This is a genomic window from Pseudomonas syringae pv. tomato str. DC3000 (assembly GCF_000007805.1).
GTDB classification, from domain to species: domain Bacteria; phylum Pseudomonadota; class Gammaproteobacteria; order Pseudomonadales; family Pseudomonadaceae; genus Aquipseudomonas; species Aquipseudomonas avellanae.
Genome location: NC_004578.1, coordinates 954,472 through 977,240 on the forward strand (window position 1 = coordinate 954,472; position 22,769 = coordinate 977,240).

Consider the following 22,769-nt stretch of genomic DNA (forward strand, 5'->3'; position numbering starts at 1 on the left):
CCCCGCGAACAGTCCCCCTCAGTTACCGGAGCCTGTGCATCTGGTTGATTTAAGCGAGTCGTCCCGCAAGGGCGGCATGCGAAATCGGCCGCATGCCAGTTTGAACAGTCAGGTGCTCGAACTGCAAGCGGTGCCGTCGCAACGTGGAAAGCATGTTCGTGTCAGAAGTCATGCCGATGGCGAGAGTGTCATTAATGCCTGGCTGGCAAAGCGCCCCTCGGTTCAAAGCGAAACCAGTCTTGATAACGATGGCAAACTGGTGCGTTACACCCCCGTGAATCATGAGCCGCTGGCGCCGCGCAATGAGGCGTTTTTCACCTCGGTGCCGGGGATGTTGATGGCCGTTTTGACGGTCCACCCCGAGATGGAACATGGCATCAGCGGGGACATAACTGCTGATGCTGTGGCTGCCCGGCTTGCCGAACCGCCAATAGGGTTGCTAACCGGAATCTGGCAGTCTTCCCATGATCGAGCCTATCTGGAGCGTGGCGGTGTGGTGCATACCGCCAATATGGAAGAGCGCTGGGCGCCGTTGACGCTGCCAGGCATCAATCCCCGAGAGCCCCTGCGAATGGCCGGTTTGCAGGCCGATGGTGGAGTCTATCTGCATAACGGCAGCCAACTGTGGCGCTTGACCGAAACTGCCGCCGAGTCCGTGACCACCGAAAACCTTCCTGAAGGTGCGGCGGTACGCATTGGCGCCGGTGGCGAGGTGCATGGGCTGCATGAAGGCGCGCTTCATTCGAATGGCATTTCCCGTCCAATCGAGCTTTGGCGGCCAAAAGCTGGCGCGCCGGGGCGCGAGCAGAGTCCGGCGCGCCCCGTTGATTTGCTGCCGTTACCGGGTGGCACCGCTGCACTGATCCTTGATGACAAGGGACGTATTTATCACGCTGATCTGAAAGGCACAGGCGCTGTTGAAGCCCACCGGCTGAAATTACCTGCTGACTTTGCGCAGGGTAAAGGTTGGGCCGTGACCGCCATGGGATTGTCCCGAGACGACACTGTTCATCTGATGCTGCAGGATCAGAACGGGCGTCGCATGAGCTTGCAGCGAGCACCGGGCGAGGCGCTGTTTCGTCCTGCGTACCTGCTGGATCGCCCGTTGCTGCTGCTCTATACCGAAGGGCTGCATGTTCCGTCGGAGGCCGCGGTGCAGTCGCACGTTCAGCTTGATGGTCATGCTCAACTGGGGCATATCGATGGCGTGCTGCATTATAAAGCGGCTCCCGATCAGTCATGGGAACGGCTAAAGCAGTCGGGCGGCGAACCGCTGACGGGTTTGACTGCTCTTTATTCCAGCCCGCTGGGATTTATCGACAGGAAACCGGTTTTCGCTTTAGTGGGGGATGCCCGGCAGGTGGTCGAGTTGAAACTGGAGGGGCGTACATCCTGGTTGCCGAGCGATGCCGAGCTTCCGCGTCACCCTGCGGGCGGGCCTTTGGCGGTGATACCGGATACGGTAGCGTTACGCACCAGCCCGATCGCGCAGTTTGACGAGCCTGTACAGGCGCTGGCGGTTCACGGTAATCGCCGGGTCGTCGCGCTGACGGATTCGGGGCGATTAATGGCTGCCGATGCGGACACCCCAGCCCGCCGACTTCCCACGTTGCAGCGCCCCATCGCCATCGCCGTAGGGCTCAACGATCAGTTACTGGTGCTGCATCATCCCCATAGCCAGCGCCCCCAGTTGAAACGGTTGAGTGCGAAAGATGACTGGGAGCCGGTGCCGATAATTCTGCCGGGTATTGTTCACCCTTCAAGTCTTCGCGCTACTCGCACGGGGCAAATACAAGTGCAGCTGGGAGAAAACTGGCATACGTTGCTGCCATCAATGACGTCGCACGATAATCAGCGCTTACCTGCCCGCGTAAAACCTGAACCAGAGGGGGATGAGGCGCCGTCGGCGAATTTCCTGGCGGGTAGCAACGCCCTCGCCAATCAGCAGCAAGCCAGTCGTATCAGCACACCGCATCATGACGCATCGGTGGTTACGACGCTGGCGGGGACAACAGCCAACAACCCGTTGACGATGGCGTCGAGCCTACAGGCAGTGGTTGATACGACCCGCGCTCAGGTAGGCGCGTTGGCGAGAGATGTAGTGGGCGCAGCGGCGAACAGCACGATGCGGGCAATGGCGCATACCTTGGGTGTTGTACTGCCGCCAACGCCTCAGGAGAAGCGCCTGGCCAGTTTCCATAATGAGGCGAAACAGGCTTATACATCAGGAAAAATACTGTTTGAGCATCTGCCGTCACTCGCGCAAGTGCGCGTCGCTTCAGCCGTAGGGCCGTCGGACGGAGAAAGATTCGGGCTGTCACATCAGCAAACGCAACGCTTGTTGACGCTGCGAGAGGGGAAGCTGGAAGCGCTGTTACGCGACTTGCGCAAGATCGGCTTTCATGAAGGGGTGATCATGGGCGATATGGGCGACAGCGACAGTGCGCACGGTCTTGTTTCGACGACATCGACACCAACGTTCCGGCTGGCCGAGCTATGGCGACGGCAGCATTCGCGAGTGGATAAGGCGCTGTCTTCCGCTGGATTATCCAGATCGGAAGATATTTTTCCGGACTTGAACCTAAGTATCAACGCGTTGGCTGGCGGCGCGGCGCTGAATGCGGATCGTATGAGCGAACGTGAAGCTGAGTTGTTGAGCGTTTTGTGCGAGGTCAGCGAAAAAATGATGCGCGCTGGCGTACGCTTGCCGGCAGATGATGGAAGCGTTGACAGCGCCCACAGCCAGGCGCCATACGGCTTGAGAACAGCAGGATTGATTGCAGGTCTGGTGGACTATGATGCGCTGTTGAGCAGTACCGACGCGCAGGCGCTGGAAATGGCGGAGCGACTTCAGCAAGATGCCAGGCTTGCTGCATTGTGCAAACTCGGTCTGTCTTCGTGGGGTCAATTAGCGGCCTTCGATGATGTGGTGACGACGTTTCGCGAACAGATATCGTTACCGGGCTCGGCACGCCGCACCCAGTTGCTCAAAAATCTTGGCTTGCCACCCGATGCCGCGCCGGACGAAATGGCGGCGCGCATGTCCGACTTACTCCTGGATCTGTTCAACCGGAGCACCTTCTTTTCGACGCAGTCGCGTGGTCTGGAACTGCGCGGTTCGTTGGGATCGGCTGACTGGAAACATCTCAATGCGTTCAGCGTCGGCGTGACTGGCGAGGCGCTTCAAGTGCTCGGCGTAGAGCGCATCGGCGATGGCAAGGACGGCGATGCCGGGTTGGTCGCGTTTTTTGTGCGCCACGCCAAAGCCTCTGTATCTGCGACGTCAGGGATCGGAATCGATTTCAAGCCAGGCCCCGGCACTGGCGGCCGTGTTATTGATTCGCGACCGGGTCGCTCGATGAACTCGACGTGGGGAGGCTCTACCAACCTGGGTATTTCCGGCGCGTACCAGCATGGTCAGGGCGCCGCCGTGATCATCGCACCGTCGACGATCTCCGATTTCGTGCGGCTGTTATTCGATGTCAACCATCCCGATACCACCCAAATCCTGCGCACCGGTGTGAACGGTGGTTCGATTGGTCTTGATCTGTTTGAAACCAATGTGAATGCCTCTGTGGGGGCGAACGTCAGCGTATCGCCATTCAGCCTGAGCCAGAAATATGGGCCACAGAAACCGACGGCAGATGCGGCCGTCTCTGGCCCAGACAATCGGCGCAGCACCGCGTCAGGGTCGTTGTCGGTAGGCGGGACGGCTCAGGCTGGCGCGCACTGGGGGCAAATGGAGTTGCACCTGGATCACGCCTGGGCCGATATTATCGGTCTGGAATTTCAGGGCCGCACGGATTTCAATCTTGAATTCAATAGCGGCCTGAATCTGGGAGGCGCGCTGTCTTCCGCGCTGGGCGATAACCCCCAAAAGTTGATAAATGCGTCCACTGGAAACGGCAATCTGCAACTCGCCGGCATCCGCGTCGCGTCAAGCGATGTGCAGTTGCCGACCGATGCTGTGGTTGACGACAAGCGCCGTGGCCCCTTCCTGTCGACGGCCAGCTATAAACGCACCTTCGATACCGAAGTTGCCAAGCCTGTTACGGCCGGGGAGTGGAGCCAGATGCGCCAGCGCCTTGCCAAAGCCTTTCCTGACAATATCGCAGAGTTGGGCGCGCTCGATTACCCCACCAGGCCCGGTGAGCGTATCGCGACCATCAAACAGGTGATTGACCGCATACAAGGTGCGAAGGCGCGTAGCGTGGAAGCCGTCGGTGCAATGGACGGAAAGGCATTGCACCGTCAGCGTTTCGATGCCGCGAGAGAAATGTCGAACGCCGGCAACAGCGTATGGCGGGCGAGTTCCGAAATTGAGCGCGCCTCGATCGTGGAGATGCTGCATCAGTTGCGTCAGCAGGAACAAAGCGCCGTCCAGAATCACGCCCGAGCCATTCCCGGCGCGCGTGTGGAATTCAACCTGTTCGGTCGTGAATCGCTGGAAACGGTGGTCTTTCACGCCATCGGTCATCTGGGGCTTGGCAGCAAGCTGAACGATCTGGCGGAGCTGCGTCGCAAGGTGCCGGGTCTCGATCAGGTCATGCTGAGTTTCCAGTCGTTGCCCAAGGTCAATCAGGTGCGCTACGTTTTTGAGATGCGCCCTCAGGCGAGGTTCGCCATCAATGACGCGCTACTGGCGCGCGAGCAGCAGGCATCGGCACGTGCGCTCGGTTTGCAGGGACCCTCGGGAAGTGAATTGAATTGGCGCGGCGTTCTGGACAAGATCAAAACCACGCCTGACCTTTATCGGCTGGCGGCGATCGCCGTACATAACACCGATGAAAACCCCGTGACCTCAAGAATAGGGCTGCCGCTGCTGAATGTGTCGGCCACAGGCGCGACATCGCATCAGTTGTTCGAGGCGGAAATCCAGTTCCGATACGGTCTGTATGACGGTCTGCAAGGGGTTGAGTTGCTGGAGGCCGGAAACAGGGCATTGCAGTCGCCGTTACGGGCATTACAGCAATCCGGTATTCAGGCCCTGGGGCAGAGAACCCAGGCCGGGGAGGTTGCGTATGGCCCCCCTTCGCCGCGCAAAGAGTCGCCGTTGCGCACCGCAGTGGATGCTGCTGCGCTGACAACGAGTGACATCGCGCGACAACTTGAGGTTAAAGTCCAGCGCATGAATACCGCGCATGAGCGTGAGGCGAATGCTATCAGTTCGTTCCAGCAGGCTTATGGGATCGCGTCCGCGCATCTAGACAGGCTGCTTTTGCGCATTCCTGAATTGCCATTACCTGAAATTGATGACCGCGACGTCGATGGAGGACGTGTGCGCGGTACATTTGCGTCGCTCCAGCGACATCATCAGGCGCTGGATGACGCTATAAGTGCCATGCATCAGGCCAGCGAAAAGGTGTACACGATACCTGGCAAGCAGGCCACTCAAGAGCAAGACCCGGCGCTGGCTCAACTGCTCTCTGTTGAAAAACGTCGGCGTTCGCTCGGGCATGCCTTGGAAACACTGGCGGGCAGAGGGGTGGAAGCGGGCACGGCCACAGGGCTTGAACTTAACAGGGTCTCATCGCAAGTGAATGATCTGGTCGCTCGCCGGGACGCGCTGCTAAGGCAGCGTGAAAGCGGTGTTCAGGAGGGCGGTCTGGATAGCGAAGAGCTGGAAATGGAACTTCAATTGACCACCTCAGTGCTGCAGCGGTTGCGCGCCGATTTGCTCGGCGAGCGGCAGGCGATGGAGGCTACCGCCAAACGCCTGGATCAGGCGAGCCGCGCTGCCCTCGAAGGTGAGCGCAGCTTCAGCGACGCCGTGCGTGACAGGGCGTGGGGCGAACTCGATAACGTGTAGAGGTTATTGCGCTTCTCCCTGGCAAAACACAGAAAGCGACCTGATGGTCGCTTTCTTGTCATGCACCTCGTTCATAACGATTCCCTGACCACCAGCGGGCAATCCACTGGCTGAGTTCCCGATACGTCGAGGCCTTCTATCAAGTGCCGGGCGGCATTGCGCCCGATTTCGTAATACGGCAACTGCACTGTGGTCAGCGCAGGGATGAACAGTTCGGCGATGCCGATCATGTTGTCATAACCCAGTACGGCGACATCTGCGGGGATTTTCAGGCCTCGACCCAGCAACAACTGGTAGGCGCAGAAGGCAATGCGGTCATTGCCGCAGACCAGAATGTCGAACTGCGGACGGCCATCGATCATGTGCCGTTCGAGGATGGCGGCGGTTTCCCAATAGGCGTCATGTTCGGACAGGTTGTACTGCATGTGTTCGTCTGCAGCCAAGCCGAATGCCAGGCAGGCACGCTGCATACCCGCTTGCCGGATTTCCCAGGCCAGGCTCTGTTTTGGCAGGTTGATAAACAGCGGGCGTCGATAACCCTGGTTGAACGCGTGGTGCAAGGCGCGGTACTGACCTGTTTCGTCATCCGGCACATAACTGACAAGGCTGCTGTCATCGGCTACGCAATTGGCAAGCACCAGCGGTTTGCTCTTCAGGCGCTGAGGAATACTCACTTCACGCAACCCCATGGCGCTGAAGATCAACCCGTCGGGTCGGTGCGACAGCATCAGGTCGATATTCTGGTCGGTGGGCGGGTTGCTCAGCAGGTTGAGGATAAACACGTTCCAGCCTGCTTGCTGCGCGGTCTGCTCAATTGACAGCAGCAGCTCGACCGCAAACGGTGTCGTCGCGGTGTCCAGGGCAAACACTCCGATGGTTCGTGTCTGCAAGTTGTCACCGCGAATCCTGCGCGCCGACAGGCTGGGTACGAATTGCAGCTCGTCAATCGCGCTACGGACGCGCTGATACGTCTCGGGGCTCAGTTTTTCCGGATTATTGAGCGCTCGAGACACCGTCATCAGGGACACACCGGCCAATCGTGCAACGTCTTTAACTGAGGTCATGCGAGGCGGGGCCTGTCAGGTTGACTGATGATTGTCATGCTACAGAGGCCTGATTTTTTTCGCGACGTCAATGATGCGGCCTACCGGTAGCCCGAGGCGAGTGTCCATGCGTTGGCAATGCAGACCCGGCCTCCTGTCCCGTTGGCAATCAGTTTCACCCCCAGGCTGTCGGCCTGTGGATAAAGTCGGCTGCTAAGGGAGAAGCTGCCGTTTTTGTCGAATACTTCGATCGATGATCGATCAAGGAACACGCGCAGTTCCAGTTGGCCCTGTTTGGGGTCTATTGCCACGCTGCGTTGACCGCTGACGTGGGAGCCCGACGGGTCGCGGTCCAGGATCAAGCGTTTTAGCGAGGCATCGTAATAAAGCAGAGTCTGCTCCTTGCCATCTGCGCTGCAACGCAGTGCCACGCCCAAATGGCCTTCCAGGCAGTCGAGCAGGTCCAGATGCACATGTATTTCGAGCAGGTCGCCCCGCACCTCGGTCACCCACCGGGTACCCGGCTCGCTCCACCACGGGGTGCCTGGCACTGACGCATGGCGTAACCCCGTCAGTTCGCGTGCGGGGTGCACGCAAAGGCGCTCGTCGCGCACTTCAAGTTCGCGTGGCAGGCCGAGCATTCCGCGCCAGTGATGCGCGGTAGTGGGCGTCGGGCTTTCCCACATATCGAGCCACGCCCACACCAGACGTCTGCCATCGGCAGCCACGAGGGTTTGCGCCGCATAGAAGTCGTGGCCGTTATCCAGTTCGATAAAAGGCCCGCCGCTGAACTGCCACTGGCTGTCGATTTGGCCCACTCGGTAGCCGGTATGGAATTTGTTCAGCCGCTCGTAGCCCTGGGCCGGCATGCCTTGCGGGGAGTAAAGCAGTACGTCGCGCCCATCAAGGCGAAACAGGTCAGGGCATTCCCACATATATCCATCGCCTTCGTTGCCACTGGATACATAGCTCACCAATTCCCAGGCGTGCAGGTCTGCAGACCGATACAGCGGCAGCAGCGGCTTGTCACCCAGGCGCGCGCCGGCAATCAGGTACCAGTGCTCATCCTGCTGCCAGACCTTCGGGTCACGGAAATGAATGATCGTGTCTTGCGGCGGGCTGTCGATAACGGCGCCGTGTTTGACGAAGTTGATGCCGTCTAGACTGGTGGCCAGGCACTGCACCTGACGGATAAAACGCTCGTCGCCCACCTCTCCCAGCCAGGTGTGCCCGGTGTAGATCAGCGCCAGGGTATCGCCACACACCACGGCGCTGCCGGAAAAACAGCCGTCCCGATCGAAGTCATCGCCCGGTGCCAACGCAATAGGCAGGTGCTGCCAATGGACCAGATCAGCACTTTTGGCGTGGCCCCAGTACATCGGGCCCCATTTCGCGTCAAAGGGGTGGTGCTGATAGAACACGTGGTATTCGCCGCGAAAGTACACCACGCCGTTCGGGTCGTTCATCCAGCCCGCAGGCGGGGCCAGGTGATAACCGGGTCGATAATCGTGGATGACCTGCGACAGACCCTCCTCAAGCGCATGGTGCGCGCGCTCGAGGGCGGGAGACATCGGGTTGCTCATGGCATTTACAGAAAAACTCATAGGGTGCCTGCTTGTACGAGGTGCGGCGTGGTGCCGGGTGTCAGCTGCTGACCGGCGTCTGCATGACGCTTCAGGGCCAGGCCATCGGCGTCGAACACGTGCAGGTTGCTGTCATCCAGTTGCAGCGCGACCTGGTCGCCTGCCTGCCAACCAGCCTTGGCATCGCAGCGACAAATCAAGGGTTCGCTCTCGCCGGTAGCCAGGTGCACGTAAACCTCGCTGCCCAGGTATTCGACACCGGTCACCATGACGCCAACACCGTTGTTCGCAGCCGTCAGGGCGATGTGTTCCGGACGAACACCCAGGGTCAATTGCGCACCGTTGGCGAGGTTCGAGCTGTCAAAGGGCAGGGACGTCATGCCCAGTGCCGGGACATCGATCAGGCTGTTGCGGCCTGGTGCCTGCAAGCGTACTGGCAGAAAATTCATTCTCGGTGAGCCCAGAAAACCGGCCACGAAGCGGCTGGCGGGACGCTCATAGAGTTCGCGTGGTGAGCCAACCTGTTCGACCTGACCGCCGTTGAGCACGACAATCTTGTCCGCCAGGGTCATTGCCTCTACCTGATCGTGCGTGACATAGATCATGGTCGAGCCCAGCCGCTTATGCAGCCGCGCGATTTCGTTGCGCATCTGCACCCGCAACGACGCATCGAGGTTGGAGAGCGGTTCGTCGAACAGCAAAATGTCCGGTTCCCGCGCCATGGCTCTGCCCATTGCTACCCGCTGACGCTGCCCACCGGACAGTTCCTTGGGTTTGCGCTGCAGGAGTTTGTCCAGTTGCAGAATCTGTGCGGTTTTCAGCACGCGCTCGCGCAGGCTGCTTTTTTCTGTCTTGGCCAGCTTGAGACCAAAACTGATGTTGTCGTAGACGCTCATGTGCGGGTACAGCGCGTAGGACTGAAAGACCATACCGACACCACGCTCGCGCGGTTCCAGGTCATTGACCCGTCGTCCGTCGATCAGCAGGTCGCCACTACAGATCGAGTCCAGTCCGGCGATCAAGCGCAGCAGCGTCGACTTTCCGCAGCCAGACGGGCCGACGAACACAACGAACTCACCTGCAGCGATCTCCAGGCTGACGTCGCGCAGAATGCGCATGCCGCCCAATTGCTTGTCGATGTTGGCTAGCTTCAATTTCATCATGATGCTGTTCCTTGTCATGGTTGTGCATCAACCCTTTAAAGCGCCGGCAGTGAGGCCGGAAACGATGCGGCGCTGGAAAATCAGCACCAGAATCACCAGCGGGACGGTCACCAGCACCGACGCCGCCATCAGCAGGCCCCAAGGCAATTCATGGGAGCTGCCACCCGAAATCAGGGCGATGGCGACCGGCACCGTGCGTTGGGCGTCTGTCAGGGTGAAAGTCAGGGCAAACAGGAATTCGTTCCACGCGGCAATAAAAGCCAGCAGACCGGTGGTGACCAGGGCGGGCCACAGCAGCGGCAACAGCACGCGGGTCAGGGTGACCCAGGGCGAGGCGCCGTCCATGATGGCTGCCTCTTCCAGTTCATGCGGCAATTGCCCCATGAAGGTGGTCAGCACCCAGACGGTGAAGGGCAGGGTGAAAATCGTGTAGCTGAGGATCAGCGCCCACGAGGTGTTATAGAGTCCAAGCGCGCGGATCACTTCAAACAGACCCGACAGCACCGCAACCTGTGGAAACATGGACACGCCGAGCACCATCATCAGGACCGTGCCGCGCCCACGGAACCTGACCCTGCCCAAGGCATAGGACGCCGTCAGGCCGAGAAACAGCGCGAGCATCACCACGCACAGCGAAACCACCAGCGAGTTCGCAATGGCCTGCAGGAATGAAGCCTGGCTGAGGACCGCCGCGTAGTTGGAGAAGTCGGCTTTGGTGATCCAGTAGCTCGCCTCAAACAAGGCACTGGAGGGCTTGAGCGACGTCAGGATGGCGTAGTAGAACGGGAAGATTGCATAGCACAGCAAGATCCCGACAAGGCACCAGAAGCCCAGGCGCAGTAGTGCTTTTTTCAGTCGGCGCAGGTTCATGAGCGCACCTCCAGTTGACGACGTCCGAGGTACAGATAAAGCATGGCAATCACGGCCACGACCAGAAACAGCAAGGTAGAGGCTGCGCTGCCATAGCCCACGTCCTGAAACTCCACCAGGTGCTGGCGGGCATAGACCGACATGCTCATGGTGCTCGAAGAGTTGGAGGTCAGGACATAGATGACGTCGAATACCCGCAGTGAATCGAGGATGCGAAAGATCGCCGCAACCAGTAAGGCAGGCATCAGCAGCGGCAAGGTGACACGCCAGAACACCCGCAACGGATGAATGCCATCGACCCTGGCGGCTTCGTAGCAATCGCTCGGCAGCATCTGCAGGGCGGCCAGCATCAGCAGGGTGACGAAGGGCACGGTCTTCCAGACGTCGACGATGATGACGGCCCACATCGACAGGTCCGCATCTGCCGTCCAGGCCAAAGGCGCGTCAATCAAGCCAAGGCTCAGCATCAGGTGGTTGATGATGCCGAACTGGTCATTGAGCATCCATGACCAGATCTTCGCCGAGACAATGGTCGGAATCGCCCAAGGGATCAGAATCAGCGCACGAACCAGCGCGCGGCCGGTAAACTTGACGTTCAGCAGCAACGCGACCAACAGCCCCAGGACCATTTCCAGACCTACCGACACCACCGTGAAATGCAAGGTGTTGCGCACTGCGTTCCACCACTGCGGATCGACCAGCACGCCTGACCAGATGGCACCGTCGTAGAACAGGTAATTGCTCAGGCCGACGAACGAGCTGCTTTCTGTGTCCGACAGGTCGGCGTTGGTCAGGCTGAACCAGAATGTGCGCAGTAGCGGCCAGGCCGCCACCAGCGTCAGGCACACCAGCATCGGCGTCAGAAACAGCCATGCAGCGCGCACCCTGCGACGTTGTACAGGCGTTTCCCGGGTAATGAGAACGTCGTCACGGGGGAAGTCGATAGAAGAGGCAGGCATGATGATTTCCTTGCGTGTGGCTTACCAGTTGCGGCGTTTGATGCGCGTCAGTTCGGTTTCCAGTTCAAGCAGTGCCTGATCGACCGGCAAATCGCCCGCCAGCACGCTATGCACCCGGTCAAAGAACGCGTTGGATACGCGTGGGTAGCCGCTGCCTGTGATGGCGGCGGGGCGCATCACTCCATTGGCGAGGATGCCGTGCAACTGGTTGTAGTAAGGCATTGTTGCGAGCAATTCGGGATCGTTATAAAGCGACTCGATCACCGGGTTGTAAGCGCCTGCCAGTGCACGATGTTTTTGCTCTCGGGCACTGGTCAGGTAGGCAACCAGCTCTGCCGCAAGCCTGGGGTTGGCGCTGTACCGCGAAACTGCCAGGCCCCAGCCTCCGAGTGTGGAGGCGTGGGTGCCGTTGGCTCCGCCGCGGGGCAGGGGGGCGATGCCGACCTTGTCTTTTACCGCGCTGTCCGGGCTTTGCACCAACGCCCAGACATAGGGCCAGTTGCGCATGAACAGTGCATTTCCCGACTGGAATACGCCGCGCCCCTCTTCCTCGGTATAGTTGAGTACGCCGCGTGGAGAAATGTCGCCGACCCAGCTTTTCGCCAGGGTCAGCGCGGCTTTCGAGGCGGTACTGTTCACCACAATGTCCCCTTTCGGGTTGATCACCCCGCCTTCCGGCTGACTGCTGATCCATTCCAGGGCGTTGCACGTCAGGCCCTCATAGGCGCGCCCCTGGAAGACATAACCCCACATATTGGCGTTTCCTGCCCCGCGTTCGGCCTGTTGCACGTGCCTGGCGGTGGCCGTCATGTCCTCCCAGGTCTGGGGAACCGGCTTTTGGTACTTGTCGAGCAAATCCTTGCGGTAATACAGCAGCCCCGAGTCGGTGAACCAGGGCATCGTTACCAGCCGGCCGTCAACGGTGGCGTTGTCCACCTGAGCCTGGAAATAGCCTTGTGTCGCATCCGCTGGAAGTAGCTCGCGCAGATCCGTCAGGTGTTTGGCGAGCATGCCGGGCCACACCATGTCGATTTGAATGATGTCGATGTCGGTGGACTTGGCACTGAGAATTTGCTGGTAGAACGACAGGCGCTCGGTTGCCGAGTTAGGCGTGGAGACCACCTGGACGTCATTGCCGGTCTGTTTCGACCAGCTATCAACAGCCTCTTTGCACAGTTGCAATTCTGCTCCGACGGCCCCGCACGAGATCGTCAGATTTGCTGCGTTGGACAGCGCAGAGAACCCCGCAGACAGGGTGAGCAGCGCCACAGGAAGAAGAGATTTCAGCTGTTTCATAGAGCCCTCTTTATTTTTGTTTTTATAAAAGTTAACGTTAACATCGTCAATGTAACAGCGTATTTTCGATGTGGCACCCTTTTTTCTTCGATTCGCACAATTCTGCGCTGAAGGAAAAAAGCTTGGCCAACGTCACCAAAACAATAAAAACAAAACAGGAAGTCCACATGCAGAACGCATCAAGATGGGTACTCGCAGGCGTGCTCGGCACCTCGACGGCGGTTTCTCAGGCAGCGACTCTGGAAGAACGGATGGCTGCATTTGAAGCCCGTGCCAGTGCTGCTGAAAGGCGTGCAGCCGCAGCCGAACAGCAAACCCAGGCGCTCGCCAGGGAGTTGCAGCAAATCAAACTGGCCAACCCTGCTTTGCAGCCTGCGGCGCCTGCTGTGGCACCCACTGTGGCGGCCAGCCCGGCGCCTGCCCTGGATGAGCGCGTGGCAAAACTCGAAGCCCGCCAATTGAGCATGGAGAAGCCAAGCGGTGCCGGGCATCTCACCGACGGCTTCAGCTTTAAGGGCTATGCCCGTTCCGGCTTGTTGATCAATGACGGTTTGGGTGGCGGCCGCGGCGGGCCTTATACGACCCCGGCGGGTTCAGTCGGCGGTGCGGTCGGGCGACTGGGTAACGAAGACGACACCTACATGCGCTTCGACCTGTCGAAAGAAATCTATGCGCAGAACGGCACGCGTTCCAAATTCACGGTTTCCATCGCCGATGGAGTGGAAAGCTACAACGACTGGACGGCCACTGAGAGCAACCTGAATGTGCGGCAGGTATTCACCGAGCTCGACCATATCGCCGCGTTCAAAGGCAACCCGGTATTCGAGAACGCTACCCTGTGGGCTGGCAAGCGATTCGACAGGGATAATTTCGATATTCACTGGCTGGACTCGGATGTGGTCTTTCTGGCCGGGACCGGCGGCGGTATCTACGATGTTCAGATGAACAAGGGCTGGCGCTCGAACTATTCCCTGATCGGGCGTAACTACGGAGACTTCAGTGAGGGCGGCGTCGATGCTGATGTAGAGAGCTACATCCTGACCTCCAACCAATTCTTCGACAGTGGCCAGTGGCAGTGGATGTTCAATGCCATTGGGGCGAAGAAAAACGACGTTGGCACTCGCACCAATCAGGCCGGTTCGACGCCCGCAGATTCCGGCTTGCACTCCATGTTGGCCAATCACCAGAAAGACTTTTTCGGCCGTGAAGGCTTCTTCAAGACCGCTTTGCTCTATGGGCAAGGTCTGGGGGCGCAGGTCAAGGACATCGGCTCGGACGGTGAACTGCTCGACGACGCTCGCGCGGTGCGTCTGGCGCTATATGGCGAAACCCCTGTTGCGCCGGGATGGCGCATCGGCCCCAGCCTGCTGGCCGAGCAGAGCAAAGACCGATATGTCAAAGGCGACGATTATCGCTGGCTCACGCTGAACATGCGCCTGGCCAACGAGATCAACAGTAACTTCGAGATGGCCTACGAGCTGAGCTGGCAAACCATGGACCTGGACCCCAAAGGCTACCTGCAACGCAACGCAGTCGATGGCAACTTCTGGAAGTTTACGGTTGCGCCGACGTTCAAGCCAGACATGGGCGACTTGCTCACGCGTCCCGAATTGCGCGTGTTCGCAAGCCTCATGAACTGGTCTTCGGACCTGGACCGCTACAGCACGACCGGCAATTTCGGCAAAAGCGACTTCAGCGCCGGTGGCGTATGGCAATTCGGAATCCAGATGGAAACCTGGTTCTAGCGTTATAAGACATGCATGTGCGCCCGCAACGTTCGCAGTACCAGGGCACAGGGGCGAAATGCACTGAACGCCTGCGCACGGCCTGACTCCAAATCTTGCCCCGACGCCTAAAGCCAGCGTATCGCGTCGGTGGGTGTTTGAACCCTCTGCCCACTCAAGGAATTCTCATGACCGACCCACGTAATGTCGCCCACGACAAAAAAGTTCAGCAAGAGAAAAAGAACCACGGCGAAGAAATCGCGCCCAATGCCGAGCACGCGCCTCAGCCAGGCCTGAAGCCGGCACTCAAGCATGACGATGATGACAAGGACGACGAGCAGGTCTGAGCACAGCAAAAAGGCGTCCGTCGGGACGCCTTTTTGGTCAGTGCTTGTTGAAGTGAGCGTTGCAACCCGTCGGGTGTTATCCAGCCCTACGTTGCAACTACGGTCAGAAGCGGACCGTCACCCCCGCGTTAACCGAATGGAAGCGCGTGTCGGTACCGAACTGCCCTTGGTAGGACAGGTCCAGGTCGGTGCGCTGATTCAAGCGCAGTTTCGCGCCCACTTCAGTGAGGGCCGTGTTGCGGGCTTGAGCGACCCCTTGTACTTCGAAGTTCGGGCCGCCGGCGAAGGACTGGATGTTGCGCGGGTCCAGGTCACCGTAGGCGCGTCTCCATCCCAGCGAGCCGTAAACCTGAGTGTTGATGTTGGCCACATCGATGTTCGACGACGCGCGCAGACCCAACGTCGAGAAGAAGGTGTCCTGTTTATCGCTGGACACGTCCAGAGCGGCTGGTCCGCCTTTTTCGTGCATGTCCTTGGCATCGTAGCGCACGTAGGACAGGCCGGCGAAAGGCTCCAGGGCCACGCGGCCAATCGGTATGCGGTAGGCCGCTTCGCCACTGGCCTGCAGCGACTGGGCGTTGCGCTTGCCGGTCAAGTGGTCACTGAATCCGGCAAACGCCACATTCCGCTCACTCTCCAGCTTGTGCCAGGTGTAACCGACGTCAGCGCTGAGGCGCAGAGCGTCGATCTGAGCACCGGTGTAGAGGCCCAGATGATAGTTGTCGCTGTGGCCGTCAGCATCGCGGTTATCGGCATCGAACTTCGAGCGGCTGTAGCCGGCGTAAACGCCGCCGCGCCAGTCAGGGGTAAAGCTGCCGTCCGCCCCGAACAGCAGGCCGCCGGTGCTTTGTTGCAGACCGCCGGCACCGTTATTGCCGTCTACCTTGGTCCAGTTGCCGAATGGCTGCACCCAGGCGCCGTTTTGAGTGGTCGGTGCGCTTGGCATCAGATTGAGTGCCATGGCTGGCATGCGCAGCGTGCCCGTATCCAGAAGATTGCGCAGACGAGTGCCCAGAACGCCGGAGACCACCTGGCTGTTGGCGATCAGGGCGGTCGAGGTGCTGCTGTGGTAGTCGCCGGACAGTTGATCGGCAGCGTCACGAGCCCCTTCAGCGTCCAGAACCAGCAGGTTGTTGTAGAGACGCAGGGGTTCGCCGCTTTGCGCCAGTACGCTTAGCGCGCCAGCGGTATTGAACTGGTTCTGGGTCAGCATGACTGTCTGAAAGATGCCCGGGGCAGGGGCAGGTTCGGGAGCAGGCGTTGGCGCAGGTTCTGGAGTGGGTGTAGGGGTTGGCGTCGGTACAGGCTCTGGTGTTGGTGTTGGAGTCGGGGTTGGCGTCGGTGTGGGCTCTGGAGTTGGAGTTGGAGTTGGAGTTGGCGTAGGTGTAGGTGTAGGTGTAGGAGTCGGCTCTACGCTTTTTTGCTCGATGGTGAGATTCAGATCATTGGCGGTGCGTTGCAGCCCGACATTCAGGAACGCCGAGTTGGTCAGCGCCTGGGCATAGGCAGTGCCTGCGGCAGCGCCGTCGACCAAGCCGCCCTGAGCGGAGAGCAGGGTGTAGGTTCTGCCGCTCTGATAGCTTTGCGCTGGATCCAGCGCGGTCACGTTTACCTGCGTACCGCGCAGGGTCGCTGTGCCGCTCACGTTGATCTTGTCTGCCCTGCCGTCGCCGGCGATGTCTGCGGCGTAGCGTGAGCCGGCGGCCATGTCCAGGTCGCCTTGTATGGCCAGTGCGCCGATGGCGTTTTCGCCGGGCGACAGCGTACCGCCGGCAGAGACCTGGGTGGTGCCCACTTGACCGACGCCAGCCAGAATACCTCCGTCCAGTACCTGAGCGCTATTGGTGTAGGTTCCGAACTCGGTGCGGCCCGCAATGCCGTTGACCACCAGGGTGCCGTTGCCTACGTTAAACCGCGAAACGCTTTGGGTGGTGGCCGTGTTGCCGCGCTGATTGACCTGGTCGACGTTCCCTGACAACACCAGCCGCCCACCGCGTACAACGACGCTACCGGCTAACCCCGAGGTGTCGCCGCTCAGCGTAGTGTTTCCGCTGAACGCATACACTCGACCCGTTCCGTTCAGCGTGTTGGCGAACTGCAGATCGGGGTCGGTATGGTTGAACGCCAGGGAACCGTTGCCGGTGCCAAAGCTGACGGCGGTTTGCGGGTTCAGTCGGCCTGCCGCCTGAGCTGCGCCGGCAGTCATGGAATCGACATCGGTACGGTCAGGGTCCACCGCGACCGAGCCGCCGATGGCAAGCGTACCGCGCGTCGCCGTGTTGCTGTCGTTCACGAGGCTGATGAGCATACCGTTGGTGGCGCTCAATTCGGCACCGTCGGCCAGCGTCAGGTAAGTACGGACAATGCTGGTGCCGAGCGTCAACGTTTGCGCGTCGAGGCGGGTGCCCTGTCCGGTAACATTGACCTGATTGCTACGGTTGACAACGGCCGAACCCAGTCGCAGCTCGTTACTCGTCAGCACTGCGCCGTTTTCGAGGGTCAGGTCGTTTCTGTTCCGGAAGGAGCCGCTGTTGTCCCAGCGCGTTCCTGCACCAGAAAGCCTGACGACCGAGTCGATGTCGACCTGCTGGCTGTTGATTCTGGCACCCTCGTTGGCCGTGATGCTCGAGCGATAGACAAACACTCCACCGGCCTCGATGTTGACTGCGTCGACCAGGGAGTTCTGGCCGCTCACCGACAGCGTCGCGTTCGAAAATGCATTAGAACGGGCGCCACTGACGTCACCCAGATCCAGATCCCGTACCGACACCTGGCCCCCGTTGCGAACCGTCAGGTCGCCCTGGCCTACACCACCGACAACGATGGTGTTACCGAGCACGAATGAGGTACGAGGCACCACCCAGCGCGAACCGGCCCCTTCAACTACAACGTTGGCCTGAGCCATGTTGACGCCGGTGCGGCTGGCTTGACCCACGATACGGCCGCCTTCGCTGGTCACCGTCGCGCCGCTGTTGATCGTGAGGGTGGAGGTGTTGCCGTCAGTTGAATTGACGTCGATCGCGCCATCGATCACGCGGTCGCTGCTAAAGGTGTCCTGACCGTTAGTGAGCACATAGTCAACTGCATGGGCCTCCGGGAGCAGTGCAAGAGTAATCGCAAAGGCAAGGGGGGATATTCTAAATAAGGGGTTCATAGCGACTCCAGATACTCCATAAAGACCACAAGGGTGGCTGCCAGCCCTGAGGGCTTAAGCGTTTCCGTTCGGCAGGGTGCCAACAACGGGAGTATCGAGAGGCGAAGTTGTTATTAAAATAGCACGCATGTACTAGTGGCCAATCACTACAGTGCGAGTTGGCCGATACACCGGGCATGCAATATTTCAATAGCTCATGTGTACTATAGAAGTTTTCTTCTGCGCAACTTAATCTCGTGCGCGCACTAAACATCGCTCGTGAAAGATGACAGTGGCCCAAGCAAGTTGCCCGCGAAGCTGTTCCCGTCACGTATAAACACTGAATCCTGCAGATAAGAATTACTATGCTCAAGAGAACACTTGGCCTCACGGCTGCGCTGGCATCCTCCCAAATTCTTGCTGGCGGTTTTGCGCGCACCGAGCAGAGCATCAGCGGCATGGGCGTCGGTCAGGCCGGACGCGCTTCAATGGCGCAGGACGCCAGCACGGTCTATGGCAACCCGGCGGGTATGGCGCGTCTTGAGGGCAGGCAAATCACGGCAGGTGTCACGTTCGTTGATGCATCGACCGACATCAGCCATGCAGCCGGTCGTTCACGAGGCAGCAATGACGGCGACATGGTGCCGTTCAGCTCGGTTCCATTCGGGTTTTACACCCAGAAACTCGATGAGCACTGGGCGTTTGGCCTGGGTATCTATGCACCTTTTGGTTTGTCGACTGACTATGAAAATGGCTTTCAGGGGCGCATGTTTGCCAGCAAGAGCGACCTCAAGGTGGTGACAGTGCAGCCCACGGTCAGCTACGCCTTCAACGACAGGTTGTCGATTGGCGCAGGCCCCACGTTCAATCGAATTGCCGGGACGCTGGAGTCGGATATCACGCTCAATCCCGCCATCGCCGACACGCGCGTAAAAGTCAGCGGTGATGACACGGCGGTAGGCTTCAACATCGGCGTGCTGTTCAATGCGACCGACACCACGCGTGTGGGGCTGACGTACCATTCCAAAGTCGATTACAAACTTGGCTGCCATACGCAGGTCTCGACCGGTGCCGGGACGCCACCGCAGTTGCTCGCCAGCAATCGCTATGACTGTACGTTGAAAGTGGCCACGCCAGAGTCATACGATCTTTCCGTTACTCAGAAACTGAGTGACGCCTGGACGCTTTATGCCAGTGCTACCCGAACCGGCTGGAGCAGCATGCAGGACCTGAGCCTTCGTAATCAGCCCGTTTCTGCTGCGCAGGGAGGCTCCCTGGCATCAGCACTGACGGGGTCTATTCAGGAAGGCCTGAACTGGCACGACACATGGGCTTATGCCATCGGCACGGCCTACCGGCTGGATCAACAGTGGGTACTGCGTGCAGGCGTGCTGTTCGATCAGTCGCCGACCAGCAACACTGATCGATCACCACGCACACCCACAGGGGATCGCGAGGTATTCAGCGTCGGGGCTGGCTATGAGGTCACCCCGCAACTGACTCTTGATGTGGCTTACTCTTATCTTCAGGAAGAAAGTGTCGATGTCAGCCGCGCCAATGCGCTAGGCAGTTACAGTGCGACGTATCAGAGCCATGCGAATTTACTCGGCGTTGGCGCGACCTATCGTTTCTGACCGTCAGTTGTTATGTGTGATGTTTCATGTTTCCAGCCGCTGGAGCAGCGCGTTGTAGTGCACCTGTACTATTGATGTCGTTTTGCGCAGTGGCTACGATTTTGTGCGAAGTTTTTTGCCCTCCATTATTTCAACATAGGGGGTAGAGCACATAAGTAACCAGCCAGCGGAGTGTGTGAATGAAAAGTGTAGCCTTGTTTCCATTGATTCTGGCTTTGTCGGGGTGTGCAGGTCTTGATCAGGCCATGTCGGTGACTAATGGTGTAATTGACCAGACAGGTGATGTGCTAAGCGGAGATTTCAGAGGGCTGACCGATGCCAAGGAAACAACGTTGACAGAAATCTGGGGCGATTGGCAAACCAACGAGGTCACCGCGAAAGAAAAATGGGACGCCCGAACATTGATTATTCCAGGTGTTGTGCAGCGCATTACCAAAACAGGAACAATCGTCGGCCAAAATCAGATCGCTGTCATATTCAGCGACCCTCGCAATCCCAAATGCACTGGCCAGGGTTTGACCCGCGATGACCTGTTGGTCAACAAGAAGAAGATAAGCGCCTTCAAGAAAGGCGACAAGATTCTCATGAAAGGCGTATTAGGCACCAGCGAATCGAAGTGGACCGACAACGATTCCTGCTGGCTGTCTTTTGACAAGGCTGAGTTTACACTGCAGAAATAGATCGGCTTATCGCCGGTAATTTTGAGTAATGACCGGCTTTATTTAAGATTCAGCCGTCATGGCGTGATTCAACCGAGAGTGCTTGACGGCGTGCGGTGTGTTGTTGCGGTGAGCTGCCGTGTTATCAGTAGGTCCTGAAGCTGCTCACTACATCACCTTTGAAGTCGATATCGATTTCATTGATTACGGTCTTCTGTCCCGGTGCGTTGGACCCTGTGACAGTTCCTGTGTCGTCCAGTATTTCCTGGGCATCACCCACACGTGACTCACCCTGCAAAACACTTGACGCGGCCGTTCCGGACCCATAACGGTTGCTGTACTTGATCGCCATTTTCTTTATTGTGTTTAGCCCGGATTCGCGGCGATCGTAACTCCACGTCGATGAATTATTACCCAGGTTATCGCGTACGGAGTTAGGCGCGCCGAATTTTTCTCTGATACTTGCCTTGGTAGATTTATTGGCAATGATATTGGCCTTGATGAATTCGGGCGCATACTTTGAATCGCCCGTCAGCGAATCCAGCGCACCAAGAGGATTACCGCCCCCTGTCGAGCAGGCGGTCATCGTTGCCATGATCGTTATTGCAGTCGCTAAACCCTTTAGCCGTGCCAGTGAATAATAATTGCCCATGCCGATTGCCCCTGAAGGTAAGCCCGTTATTGAAAGCTTTTATAGACAGACAGACAGACAGACAGACACGTGCGGCAAAGCCTCGATGAACAGGCCTTGCAACGTCTCATGTTTGCTGAAGTCGTTTAACGCTTAGCTTAGGCTACAGGTATAACGATCAACTATAGTACAGGTGTACTAACGCGGTACGGCGCACAGCTTTAACCAAGATATGTGCGCAACTCCAAGTTGCCGATCGCACTCATGGCCCGGCAAGGGACGCCCTGTCGGGAGTTGCCGTTTGCAGCAGATCCATCTTGAAACTCAGCAACAGCGAGCGCAGTTCAGCAGGTCGTACCGGTTTGGACAAAACCGGAATCCGTGGGTCGTTCAGCGATTGCTGTACATGCTGGATCGCATGACCGGTGATGACGATGGCCGGTATCCGTCGGCCATGCAGTTCGCTCAGGTAGCGGATGCAGTCGGCGCCGGTGGCACTTCGGTCAAGGTCGAAGTCGGTGACGACCAGATCGCAATCGACGCTTGCCTCGGGGGTGGCGGAGGCGGTCTGGACGTCGCAGCCCCATTTGCGCAGCAGCATGGCGGTCGCTTGCAGCACGTTGTAGTTGTCCTCGATCAACAGCACACGCAAGCCGCCCAGCAAGTGTTTGTTCCAGTCGATATCCGGCGTGGGCGCGGCCTGAAGTGCGTTCACGATCGGCAGCCCGCTGAGCACAACCGCTGTGCCTTTCTCCAGGCGTGAATTGATCCCGACGTGCAGGTTCAGTAACGTGGCGACCCGATTGACGATGCTTAACCCCAGCCCTACGCCCTCGATGTCCTGATCGCGCTCTTCGCGCACGCGATAAAACTCGTTGCACAGATGCGGCAGGTGTGTTGCCGGGATGCCACGGCCCATGTCATAGACACCGATACTCAATTTTCCGGCGCGCTGTCGGCAGGCCATCAGCACCGGTTTGCCCGGGGCATATTTGAAGGCGTTGGACATCAGGTTCTGCAGCAGGGTGCGCAGCAGCGCCGGGTCACTGTGTATATGTTGCCGGCAAGGGCGCACACGGATCTCGACCCCAGCCCAGTTGGCGGCTTCGCTGTTCTGTCCGGCCAGCCCGCTCAATAACGCATCGACATCGACGGTTTCCAGGCGTGGATTAACCTCACCCTGGTTCAGCGTGTAGATATCCAGCAACGAGCGAAAAAGCTGTTCTACGGCGCTCAAGGCCCGGTCTATGTTATCCACCAGGCGGCGCTCGTCCGCACCCAGTGATGCGTCGCGCAAGCACGCAGTAAACAGGCTGATGGAGTGGATCGGCTGGCGCAGGTCATGGCTGGCCTGGGCAAGAACACGTGATTTGGCATCGTTGGCCGCCTGGGTTTCATTCAACGCAATGTGCAGTCGCGAGAGCAGGAAATAAACGAATAATGGCAGCACCAGCATTGTCAGGATCATCATGACCGCCACGGCAGGATGCTCCTGCAGGAAGGGCGTGAGCTGAATGATCAGGCATAACGATGCCAAGGCAAAACCGGTGGCCAGCAACAGGTAATTGCGTCCGTAGCGCATGCCGTAGCCGACCGTCATGCTCAGCATGACCGAATAGACCGGCAGCATGGGCTCGCCACCCACGGTAATGGTGACGATACCGGCCATGTTGTCGACAACCAGTGCGAACATCCTGCGCCGCGTGGACGCGCCGGGTCGCACTGCAATACGCCAGATCAGGCCTGCATTGACGACAGCGAAGGCCAGGCAATAACCCAGAATCACCCACATCCGGTTTGCAGACATGTCGTCCAGGGCATACATGATCAGCGCATACAGTGACGACGTAGCAATAACAGCCATGCGCAACAGTGCCTGGATCATTTCCAGGTCTTTGCATCTGGAGAGAATAGACAT

Annotated in this window: 14 protein-coding genes; 5 read left to right on the forward strand and 9 right to left on the reverse strand. The window is 58.8% G+C overall.

Annotated features, from left to right (window positions below; all coding sequences use genetic code 11):
* Positions 1-76: 76 nt before the first annotated feature.
* On the forward strand, positions 77-5,809 hold the full coding sequence (locus PSPTO_RS04680) for a hypothetical protein (RefSeq protein ID WP_046463803.1): 5,733 nt from the start codon (positions 77-79) through the stop codon (positions 5,807-5,809).
* Between the two features lie 71 nt (positions 5,810-5,880).
* On the opposite strand, the gene PSPTO_RS04685 is transcribed toward PSPTO_RS04680, so the two are convergent.
* The 6 genes from PSPTO_RS04685 to PSPTO_RS04710 form a co-directional block, all read right to left on the reverse strand.
* Positions 5,881-6,873, reverse strand: coding sequence for a LacI family DNA-binding transcriptional regulator (locus tag PSPTO_RS04685; RefSeq protein WP_011103329.1), 993 nt, complete (start codon positions 6,871-6,873; stop codon positions 5,881-5,883).
* Between the two features lie 80 nt (positions 6,874-6,953).
* On the reverse strand, positions 6,954-8,456 hold the full coding sequence (locus tag PSPTO_RS04690) for a glycoside hydrolase family 32 protein (RefSeq protein WP_046463798.1): 1,503 nt from the start codon (positions 8,454-8,456) through the stop codon (positions 6,954-6,956).
* Entirely contained in the window at positions 8,453-9,598 is a 1,146-nt protein-coding gene (locus tag PSPTO_RS04695; RefSeq protein ID WP_011103331.1) for an ABC transporter ATP-binding protein, read from the reverse strand. The genes PSPTO_RS04690 and PSPTO_RS04695 overlap by 4 nt, the downstream gene beginning before the upstream one ends.
* A gap of 27 nt (positions 9,599-9,625) precedes the next feature.
* Positions 9,626-10,468, reverse strand: coding sequence for a carbohydrate ABC transporter permease (locus PSPTO_RS04700; protein WP_007246155.1), 843 nt, complete (start codon positions 10,466-10,468; stop codon positions 9,626-9,628).
* A complete protein-coding gene (locus PSPTO_RS04705) occupies positions 10,465-11,427 on the reverse strand; it encodes a carbohydrate ABC transporter permease (protein ID WP_005769959.1) in 963 nt (320 codons plus the stop codon). Before PSPTO_RS04705 ends, PSPTO_RS04700 begins: the two co-directional genes overlap by 4 nt.
* 21 nt (positions 11,428-11,448) lie before the next feature.
* Positions 11,449-12,723 carry an ABC transporter substrate-binding protein gene (locus PSPTO_RS04710; protein WP_011103332.1) on the reverse strand — a complete coding sequence of 425 codons (1,275 nt, stop codon included), beginning with the start codon at positions 12,721-12,723 and terminating at the stop codon, positions 11,449-11,451.
* A 167-nt stretch (positions 12,724-12,890) separates the two neighbouring features.
* On the opposite strand from PSPTO_RS04710, the gene PSPTO_RS04715 reads away from it, so the two are divergent.
* Entirely contained in the window at positions 12,891-14,468 is a 1,578-nt protein-coding gene (locus tag PSPTO_RS04715) for a carbohydrate porin (protein ID WP_032639929.1), read from the forward strand.
* A 167-nt stretch (positions 14,469-14,635) separates the two neighbouring features.
* Positions 14,636-14,794 (forward strand): hypothetical protein, encoded by a 159-nt coding sequence (locus PSPTO_RS29850; RefSeq protein WP_005769963.1) that lies wholly within the window; start codon positions 14,636-14,638, stop codon positions 14,792-14,794.
* A 103-nt stretch (positions 14,795-14,897) separates the two neighbouring features.
* Here PSPTO_RS29850 and PSPTO_RS04720 read toward each other — a convergent pair whose 3' ends face one another.
* Positions 14,898-17,867 (reverse strand): autotransporter domain-containing protein, encoded by a 2,970-nt coding sequence (locus tag PSPTO_RS04720; protein ID WP_046463799.1) that lies wholly within the window; start codon positions 17,865-17,867, stop codon positions 14,898-14,900.
* A 425-nt stretch (positions 17,868-18,292) separates the two neighbouring features.
* Here PSPTO_RS04720 and PSPTO_RS04725 point away from each other — a divergent pair, with 425 nt between their 5' ends.
* Both PSPTO_RS04725 and PSPTO_RS04730 read left to right on the forward strand, forming a co-directional pair.
* Entirely contained in the window at positions 18,293-19,561 is a 1,269-nt protein-coding gene (locus tag PSPTO_RS04725) for an OmpP1/FadL family transporter (RefSeq protein ID WP_011103336.1), read from the forward strand.
* A 179-nt stretch (positions 19,562-19,740) separates the two neighbouring features.
* Positions 19,741-20,241 carry a lipoprotein gene (locus PSPTO_RS04730; RefSeq protein WP_005769982.1) on the forward strand — a complete coding sequence of 167 codons (501 nt, stop codon included), beginning with the start codon at positions 19,741-19,743 and terminating at the stop codon, positions 20,239-20,241.
* 124 nt (positions 20,242-20,365) lie between these two features.
* On the opposite strand, the gene PSPTO_RS04735 is transcribed toward PSPTO_RS04730, so the two are convergent.
* Together PSPTO_RS04735 and PSPTO_RS04740 are read right to left on the reverse strand one after the other, a co-directional pair.
* A complete protein-coding gene (locus PSPTO_RS04735) occupies positions 20,366-20,872 on the reverse strand; it encodes a hypothetical protein (RefSeq protein ID WP_011103337.1) in 507 nt (168 codons plus the stop codon).
* A 241-nt stretch (positions 20,873-21,113) separates the two neighbouring features.
* Entirely contained in the window at positions 21,114-22,736 is a 1,623-nt protein-coding gene (locus PSPTO_RS04740) for an ATP-binding response regulator (RefSeq protein ID WP_161797801.1), read from the reverse strand.
* Between the last annotated feature and the right edge of the window lie 33 nt (positions 22,737-22,769).